The organism is Nocardia sp. CY15, assembly GCF_009829295.1.
GTDB classification, from domain to species: domain Bacteria; phylum Actinomycetota; class Actinomycetes; order Mycobacteriales; family Mycobacteriaceae; genus Nocardia; species Nocardia sputi.
This window is the reverse complement of the sequence record NZ_VUOT01000068.1, coordinates 1-8,975: the sequence shown is the minus strand read 5'-3', so window position 1 is coordinate 8,975 and position 8,975 is coordinate 1. Positions and strand designations below refer to the sequence as shown.

Genomic DNA, 8,975 nt, shown 5'->3' with positions numbered 1-8,975 from the left:
TACGTCAAAAACCCACCAATACCCGCAGCCGCACCCGACTCCTCATACCCATCACCAACAATCAAATGCAGATCGAACTGCGACACATCCAAATCCGCATCCACACCAGCCACCGACAAACCCGGCAACTCCAACACCGCACGCCCGACATTCTGAAACGACAACCCCACCTGGAACAACGGATGACGCGCCGTCGACCGCGGCGGATTCAACACCTCCACCAACCGCTCGAACGGCACATCCGCATGCGCGAACGCGGCGAGATCCGACTCACGCTGCTTACCCAGCAGGCCGACGAACGACTCATCCGGCTCGAATCGCGTCCGGAACACCAGGGTGTTGACGAACATGCCGATCAGATCGTCGAGCTCACGCTCACCACGACCCGCGACCGGCGTTCCGATGGCGATATCCGCGGTGCCGGACAAGCGAGCGAGCAAAACCGCGAAAGCCGTGTGCACGACCATGAACAGCGTCGCGCCGTGCGCACGCGCCAAGTCCACGAGACCCGCGTGAGTCGCCGCATCGATCTCGATGTCCACGCGCGCACCCGCTAGCGACGCCACCGCGGGGCGCGGCCGGTCGGTCGGCAATTCCAGCAGGTCGGGCAGGTCGGCCAGCTCGGCGCGCCAGAACGCGATCTGCCGTGCGGCGAGCGATTCCGGATCGGACTCCTCCCCCAGTACCGCACGCTGCCACAACGCGTAATCCGCATACTGCACCCGCAGCGGCGACCATCCCGGAGCGTCGCCCGAGGTACGGGCCGCGTAGGCGATCATCACATCGCGCACCAGCGGCCGCATCGACGACGCGTCCGCCGCGATGTGATGCACCACCACCGCGAGCACATACGTCTCGGGCGCTCCATCGACCTGAAGGAGCACGGCCCGCAGCGGGACCTCGGTCGTCACGTCGAACGGCGTCGCCGCCAACGCGTACACGCTGCTCGCCACATCGGACTCGGCCAGCACCCGCGGATCCAGATCCACCGAGACCTGCGCGGCGGGCAACACCACCTGCACCGGACCGTCCGGCGTCTCCGGATAGACCGTGCGCAGCACCTCGTGCCGCGCGACGACATCGTGCAGCGCCGCCCCAAGCGCGGCCACGTCCAGCTCGCCGGTCAACCGCAACGCGAACGGCAGGTTATAGGCCGCCGAACCGATCTGCTCCCCCGCGTCGTCGGTCTGGTCGAAGCGGTTGAGGAACCACATCCGCCGCTGCGCCAGCGACAACGGCAACTGGTCGGGTCGGGCGATGCTGCCCAACTCCACACCGCGCTCACCATGCGTGCGTGACTCGATCGCCGCCGCCAACGCCGCGACGGTCGGCGACTCGAACAGTGTCCGCACCGGTACCCGCGCACCGACCGCCGCACCGACCCGCGCCACGACCTGGGTGGCGACCAACGAGTTTCCGCCGAGCGCGAAGAAATCGTCGTCCGCGCCGACCCGCCCCGCACCGAGCACTTCGCCGAACACCCCGGCCACGATCTCCTCGATCGCGGTCACGGGCGCACGGAAATGCTTGGCCTCGAAGGTGGGCTCCGGCAGCGCCTTACGATCCAGCTTGCCACTGGAGTTCAACGGGAACTCATCCAGCGCGACGATCGCGGCCGGAACCATGTACGCGGGCAAGGTGTCGCCGATCGCGGACCGCAATGCCACCGGGTCGATCCGGTCGCCCGGTGTGGGCACGACGTAGGCGACGAGCTGGTCACCCAGCGCGGACGGCGCGACGAGAGCCACGGCCTGGCTCACGGACGGTTGAGCCAGCAGCGCCGTCTCGATCTCACCCAGCTCGATCCGCTGACCACGAAACTTCACCTGGAAGTCGGTCCGGCCGAGATAGTCGAGCACCGCGTCATCCGCGTCTTTACGCCACACGACGAGGTCGCCGGTCCGGTACATCCGCTCGCCGGTCGCGAACGGGTTGGCCACGAAGCGGTCCGCGGTGAGATCGGGACGACGCACATAACCGCGCGCCAGCTGATCACCCGCGAGATACAGTTCCCCGGGAACGCCCACCGGGACGGGCCGCAACCACGAATCGAGCACGTAGACCCGAGTGTTCCACTGCGGCAGGCCGATCGGCACCGTGCGCTCGCCCGCCGCCGCGGGCCAGTAGGTCACCGACACGGCCGCCTCGGTCGGGCCGTACAGGTTGTGCACAGCGGCATCGGACACCGCCTGCACAGCGTCAACGGTCTCCGGCGGCAACGCCTCGCCGATCACGAAGACGTGCTCGAGCGTCGGGCAGCTTCCGGGTGCGGTGTGCGCGGCGAAGACCGTCAGCATGGACGGCACGAAATCCGTTACCGTCACGCCCTGCGCGGCAATGGTCTCCGCAACGTAAGCAGGGTCGCGATGGCCGTCGTGCGTGGCGACGACCAGTTTCGCCCCCGCCCGCAACGGCATGAAGTATCCCCACAGCGAGACATCGAACGTCGTCGCCGTCTTCTGCAAATACACGTCGTCCGGGCCCAGCGGGTACTCCGCGAGCATCCACGCGATCTGGTTGTTGATCGCGGCGTGGGACACCGCGACGCCCTTCGGCCTGCCGGTCGATCCCGACGTGAAGATCACGTACGCCGGATGGTCCGGCAGCACCGGGCGCACCAACTCCTCGGCACGCACCGGGGCGTCGTCGAACCCGTCGAGTTCCAGCGTGTCCAGGGCCAGGGTCGGGACCTCGCCGGGCAGAGCCGTCGCGTCCGCGCTGGTCGTCACGACGCAGAGGGGACGAGCTGTGTCCAGGATGTGCGCTATGCGTTCGGCCGGATGATCCGGATCCAACGGCACATACGCCCCACCCGCCGCCACGATCGCATACATCCCCACCACAAGATCCAACGACCGCCGAACCGCCAAACCCACCAACGACTCCGCACCCACACCCTGCGAAATCAACAACCGCGCCAAACGATTCACCCGCGCATCGAACGCCCGATACGACAGCTCGACACCCTCGTGAACCAGCGCGACCCGTTCCGGGTGCGCCTCGACGGCACGGCGGTAACCGTCCAGCAGCAACTCGGGACGGACCGGGTAGCGGGTGTCGTTCCACTCGTGCAGGATGCGATCCCGCTCGACCACGTTGAGCAGGTCGATTCCGCCCAGCGCGCGATCGGGGTCGGCGGCGATCGCGCGCAGCAACCGGCTCAGGCGCGCCGCGAACTCGGCCACCGATCGCTCGTCGAACAGATCGGTGGCATAGGTGAACATGCCTGCCAGGCCCGCGTCCGGGCCCTCCTGCGGCGTCATGGTCAGCTGGAGGTCGAATTTGGCCACCGCGCCGTCGAATTCCACCGCGGCGACCGACAGGCCCGGCAGCTCGAGCTGCGCCTGATCCATGTTCTGGAAGAACAGCGCCACCTGGAACAGCGGATGATGCGCCTGCGAGCGCACCGGGTCCAGCACCTCGACCAAGCGCTCGAACGGCAACTCGGCATGTGAGAAGGCCGCGAGGTCGCGTTCCTTGGTCGCCTCCAGCAGTTGGGTGAACGAGGCCGCCGGATCGACCACGGTCCGCAGCACCAGCGTGTTGACGAACATGCCGACCAGATCATCGAGTTCCGCTTCGCCGCGGCCTGCCACCGGCGTGCCGATGGTGATGTCGGTGGAGCCGGACAACCGGGCGAGCAACGCCGCGAAGGCAGTGTGCACCACCATGAACAGCGAAGCGCCACGGGCGTGCGCGAGGTCGTCGAGCCGGGCGCGGGTCGTCGCGTCGATGCTGAAGGTGAAGACGCCGCCGCGCCCGGAGGCCGTGGCCGGACGCGGCCGATCCGTCGGAAGATCGAGCCGATCGGGAATGCCCGCGAGGGCCTCACGCCAGAATGCGATCTGTGTCGCGGCCACGGAGCGCGAGTCGTTCTCGTCGCCGAGCACGGCATGCTGCCACAGCGTGTAGTCCGCGTACTGCACCGGAAGCGGCTCCCAACCGGGCGCGGTGCCCGAGCTGCGCGCTACATAGGCGGTCATCAGGTCGCGCACCAGCGGGGCTATCGACGTGCCGTCGGCCGCGATGTGATGCGCGACGACGGCGAGGACGTAGTCGTCGGAGCCGATCTGCGCGAGCGAAAGCCGCAGCGGCACCTCGGCCGCGACGTCGAAACCGGCGGAGGCGAAGATACGCAGCCAGTCCGGGAGCTCGCCAGCGGCCAGGCTGTGCGGCGTCAGATCCGGGATCGCCTGGACGGTAGGCAGGACGACCTGGTACCCGGTCCCGTCCACCGCCGGATACACCGTCCGCAACGTCTCATGACGCTCCACCACATCCGCGACCGCCGCCTGCAACGCCGCCACATCCAACACACCCGACAACCGCACCGCGAACGGAATATTGTTCGCCGCCGAACCAGTATCGAACTGATTCAAAAACCACATCCGCCGCTGCGCCAACGACAACGGCACCCGCTCCGGACGCTGCAGCGCCACCAACGCGGGACGAGCCGCGCCGGTGTCGAATTCGGCCAGCCGGGCGGCCAGCAACGCGACCGTCGGCGCTTCGAACACGGTCCGCGCGGGCACCCGCGCGCCGATCGACGCTCCGAGCCGGGCCGCGACCTGCGTCGCGATCAGCGAATTGCCACCCAGCTCGAAGAAATCGTCGTCCGCGCCGATCTCGTCGCCCGCGCTGAGCAGGTCGCCGAAAACGCCCGCGACCAACTGCTCGAACGGACCCGACGGGGCACGGAACTCCTTGACCTGCAACCGCGGCGCGGGCAGGGCACGGCGATCCAGCTTGCCCACCGGGGTCAGCGGGATCTCCTCCAGCACGGTGAGCGAGGTCGGCACCATGTGCACCGGCAGGCTGCGCTCGGCATGCGCGATCAGCTCGTCGGTGTCGATCGAGCGACCGCCGGCCGCATGCACATAGGACGCGAGAATGGTGGCGCCGCTGTCGAGCTGGTGGCCGACGGTGACCGCGAAATCGACCGTCTCGTGCGCGGCCAGCACCGCATCGATCTCACCCAGCTCGATCCGGAAACCACGAATCTTCACCTGGAAATCGTTGCGACCCAGATACTCCAACTCACCATTCGGCGTCCACCGCACCAAGTCACCGGTGCGATAGAGCCGAGAGTGGTTCGGGTCGAACGGATTCGGTACGAAACGCACGGCCGTGAGGCCGGGACGCAGCTGGTAGCCGCGAGCCAGTTGCGGTCCGCCGATGTACAACTCACCGACCACGCCGATCGGTACCGGCACCAAACGCTCGTCCAGCACGTACTCGGTGGTCGCCTGGATCGGCGCCCCGATCGTCACCGGCTCCCCCGGCACCAACGGCGCGCTGATATTGGTCATGATCGTGGTCTCGGTCGGGCCGTACCCGTTGTAGAACTCGCGCCGGCCGTCTGCGATGGGACGAACCCAGCGCCGCACCAATTCCGGCGGGCACGCCTCCCCACCGGCCACCACCACGCGCAACTCGTCCAGACCCTCGGGGTTCACCGAAGCGAGCGCGGCCGGGGTGATGAACGCGTGGGTGACGGCTTCCCGGCGCAACAGAGCCGCCAGCTCGTCGCCGCCGTAGACCGTCGGCTTGACCACGACCATGGTGGCCGCGCCGCCCAACGCCAGCAACAACTCCAGCACCGAGGCGTCGAACGACGGCGAAGCGAAATGCAACGTCCGCGACGCACTCGTCACCCGATACCGATCACGCTGCTCAGCGCAGAAACTCGCCAACCCCGCCTGAGTGACCACCACACCCTTCGGCATGCCCGTCGACCCGGAGGTGTAGATGACATAGGCGGGATGCTCGGCGCGCAGCTGCCGCAGCCGATCCGCGTAGGTGACCGGTTCGGTCGGGTAGTGCTCCAGTTGCCGGGCGCAGGTGTCCGAATCGATGACCAGCCATTCGATCTCGCTGGGCAAGTCCGCCACGACGCGCGCGACGGCGAGCCCGAGCACGGCGCCGGAGTCCTTCACCATGTGCTCGACGCGATCGGCCGGATAGTTCGGGTCGACCGGAACGAACCCCGCACCGGTCTTGGCCACCGCCCACACCGCCACCACCGACTCGATCGACCGCGGCACACCCACCGCGACCAAATCCTCCGGACCCACCCCACGATCGATCAGCAGACGCGCCAACCGCGTGGACCGTTCATCCAGCTCCGCATAGGTCAGGTGTCCGCGTGAGTCGACCGCGTCGGCGAAGACAACCGCGGTGCCGGTCGGATTCGCCTCGACGGCGGTTGCCATCAGTTGCGGGAGCGTGGTGACCCTGGGTCGCCGGGTGCGCGTGGGCCGCACCCGCGCGGGCCGCGTCACGCGAGCCCCGCTTCGTGTTTCCTGGTTCCCCACCCAGAGGCCGGCAGACTATTCCCCGACAAGCGAAACATGAAAACTGTGCACATCCTGCCTGTTCGAACACGTCCCTGACACATTTCCAGCGGACGCCCTGATACAGCAAACCAACCAGCTGTGTGCATAGTCACACAGCTGGGGGCTTGCGTCTGACTGTGATTCGCTTCACTCGCTGTCGAACAGCTCGGTGAACTCGACGATAGCGGCCACATTCGTCCAGGGTCCCGCGGGCACGGCGCCGACACCATTGTCGAGCACCACAGCGTGCAAATCCTCCAACGCCGTCGGGTCGAGCCTGTCCAGCCCGGTCCGATCAGTCACCAGATGACTTACCCATTCGTCGGCGAGCGACTCGGTCAGCGCGCCGTCCGCGTCGACGACCAGCACGACCGACGCGCCCACCGACCCGGCGGCGACCACCTCGACCAGCGCGGCCGCCGACTGCGGGCTGCCGTGCTGGAAGGTGCGCGACTCGAAGGTCAGCTCGGTGCGCGCACGCAGCCGTCCCGCCGCCGTGGCCAGGTCGTCGTAGCTGAACGCCTGCGCGCCGACGAACGCCGGGTCGTTGCCGCGCAATGCGCGCGTGCGGTGCGCGTAGGTGACCGGTCGCGGTGATTCGGCCGCGATCTCGGCGACGACGGTGGCATCGTCCAGTGCCAGCCAATCGACCGCACCGATCGAGCGGGAACCGCCGACCGTCAAGCCGATCTTGATTTCGAGGTGGTCCGGCAGTGGCGTGTCGAGTGCGTCGACCGGGACCAGGGCTGCGCCGGTTTTGAGTACGGCCCAGGTGGCGATGACGGCTTCGAGGCCGCGGTCCAGCCGGACCGCGACGCCCGCGCCGGGTCCGCAACCCCGCGCGATGAGCACCCGCGCCAACCGCGACGAGCGCGCGTCGAGGTCCTGGTAGGACAGGGCGTTCTCACCGGAGACCACCGCGGGGCCGTCCGGGTCGTCCTCGACCGCCGCTGCCAGCGCCTGGGTCAGCGCCGTGCCCGCGGTCGCTGTGAGCGGTTCGACGCTCACCGGCTCGGCCGCGGCCGTGATTCGTTCTCGTTCGGTGTGGTCGAGGATGTCGATGTCGCCGATGGGGGTGTGGGGGTTGGTGGCGATGGTGGTGAGGATGCGGTGGAGTCGGTGGCCGAGGGTGTGGATGGTGGGTTGGTCGAATAGGTCGGTGGCGTAGGTGAGGATGGTGTCGAGGTGGGCGGGGGTGCCGTCGGGGTGGTGGTGGGGGGTGACGTTGACTTGGAGGTCGAATTTGGCGGCGACGGTGCCGGGGTCGAGGGCGGTGACGGTGAGGCCGGGGAGTTGGAGGGTGGGTTGTTCGTTGTTCTGGAATGACAGCACGACGCCGAAGAGGGGGTTGTGGGTGGTGGCGCGGGCGGGGGCGACGGTTTCGGCGACGCGTTCGAAGGGGATGTCGGCGTTGGCGAAGGCGGCGAGGTCGGTGTCGCGGGTGTGGTGGATGAGTTGGGTGAAGCTCATGGCGGGTTCGATGTGGGTGCGCAGGGTGAGGGTGTTGACGAACATGCCGACGAGGTCGTCGAGGGCGCGTTGGCCGCGTCCGGCGATGGGGGTGCCGATGGCGATGTCGTGGTGGCCGGACAGGCGGGCCAGCAGGACGGCCAGGGCGGCGTGTACGACCATGAACAGGGTGCTGTGGTGTTCGCGGGCCAGGGCGGTGAGCGCGGTGTGGGTTTGCGGTGCCAGGGTGAGGGTGGTGTTGGCGCCTTGCATGCTGGGCACGGTGGGGCGGGGGCGGTCGAGGGGGAGGTCGGGTTGGGTGGTGAGGCCGTCGAGGTGGGTGCGCCAGTAGGACAGTTGGCGGGCGGCGATGGAGTCGGGGTCGGTGTCGGTGCCGATGACGGTGCGTTGCCAGATGGCGTAGTCGGCGTATTGCACTTCCAGGGGCGCCCAGCGGGGGGAGTTGCCGCCGATGCGGGCGAGGTAGGCGGTCATCAGGTCGCGGGCCAGGGGGGCCATGGAGGCGCCGTCGGCGGCGATGTGGTGGGCGACGAACGCCAGGAGGTGTTCCTCGGGCCCGGTTTCGGCCAGCAGGGCGCGGACGGGGACTTCTTCGGTGACGTCGAAGCCGGTGTGCATCAGCTCGGTGATCGCTGTGAGGGGGTCGTCGGTGACGGTGAGTTCCAGCCCGCCGGGTAGTGCTTGGTCCACGGTGAGGATTTGCTGGTAGGGGGTGGCGCCGGGTCCGTCGGCGGGGTAGCGGGTGCGCAGGGATTCGTGGCGTTCGAGGACGTCGGCCAGGGCGTGCCGTAACGCGGAGACATCCAGCGCGCCGCGTAGCTGGATGGCCAGGGGGATGTTGTAGGCGGGGGAGGTGGGGTCGAACTGGTTGAGTACCCACATCCGTTGCTGGGCCAGTGACAGCGGGATCGGTTCGGTGCGCGGACGGCGTTCGAGTACCGGGCGCGCGCCGCCGCCGGCGCCGGGGATCACCCGTGCGGCCAGGCCGGCGACGGTGGGTGCTTCGAACAACTCCCGTACTGCCACATCCGCGTCCAGGGCCTCGTTGATCCGGGCGATCACCCGGGTGGCCAGCAGCGAGTTGCCGCCCAACGCGAAGAAATCGTCATCCAAACCGACCCGGTCGGCGCCGAGCAGCCCGGCGAACACCTCGGCGACGGCCTGCTGGAC

Annotated in this window: 2 protein-coding genes; both read right to left on the bottom strand. The window is 68.4% G+C overall.

Annotation, left to right across the window (positions count from 1 at the left end; translation table 11 throughout):
- Nucleotides 1-6,212: amino acid adenylation domain-containing protein (locus GVY39_RS33405; protein WP_159989400.1), on the bottom strand; the 6,212-nt coding region annotated here is incomplete at its 3' end.
- Between the two features lie 270 nt (nt 6,213-6,482).
- A partial coding sequence (locus tag GVY39_RS33400) for a condensation domain-containing protein (protein WP_159989397.1) occupies nt 6,483-8,975 on the bottom strand: 2,493 nt, incomplete at its 5' end.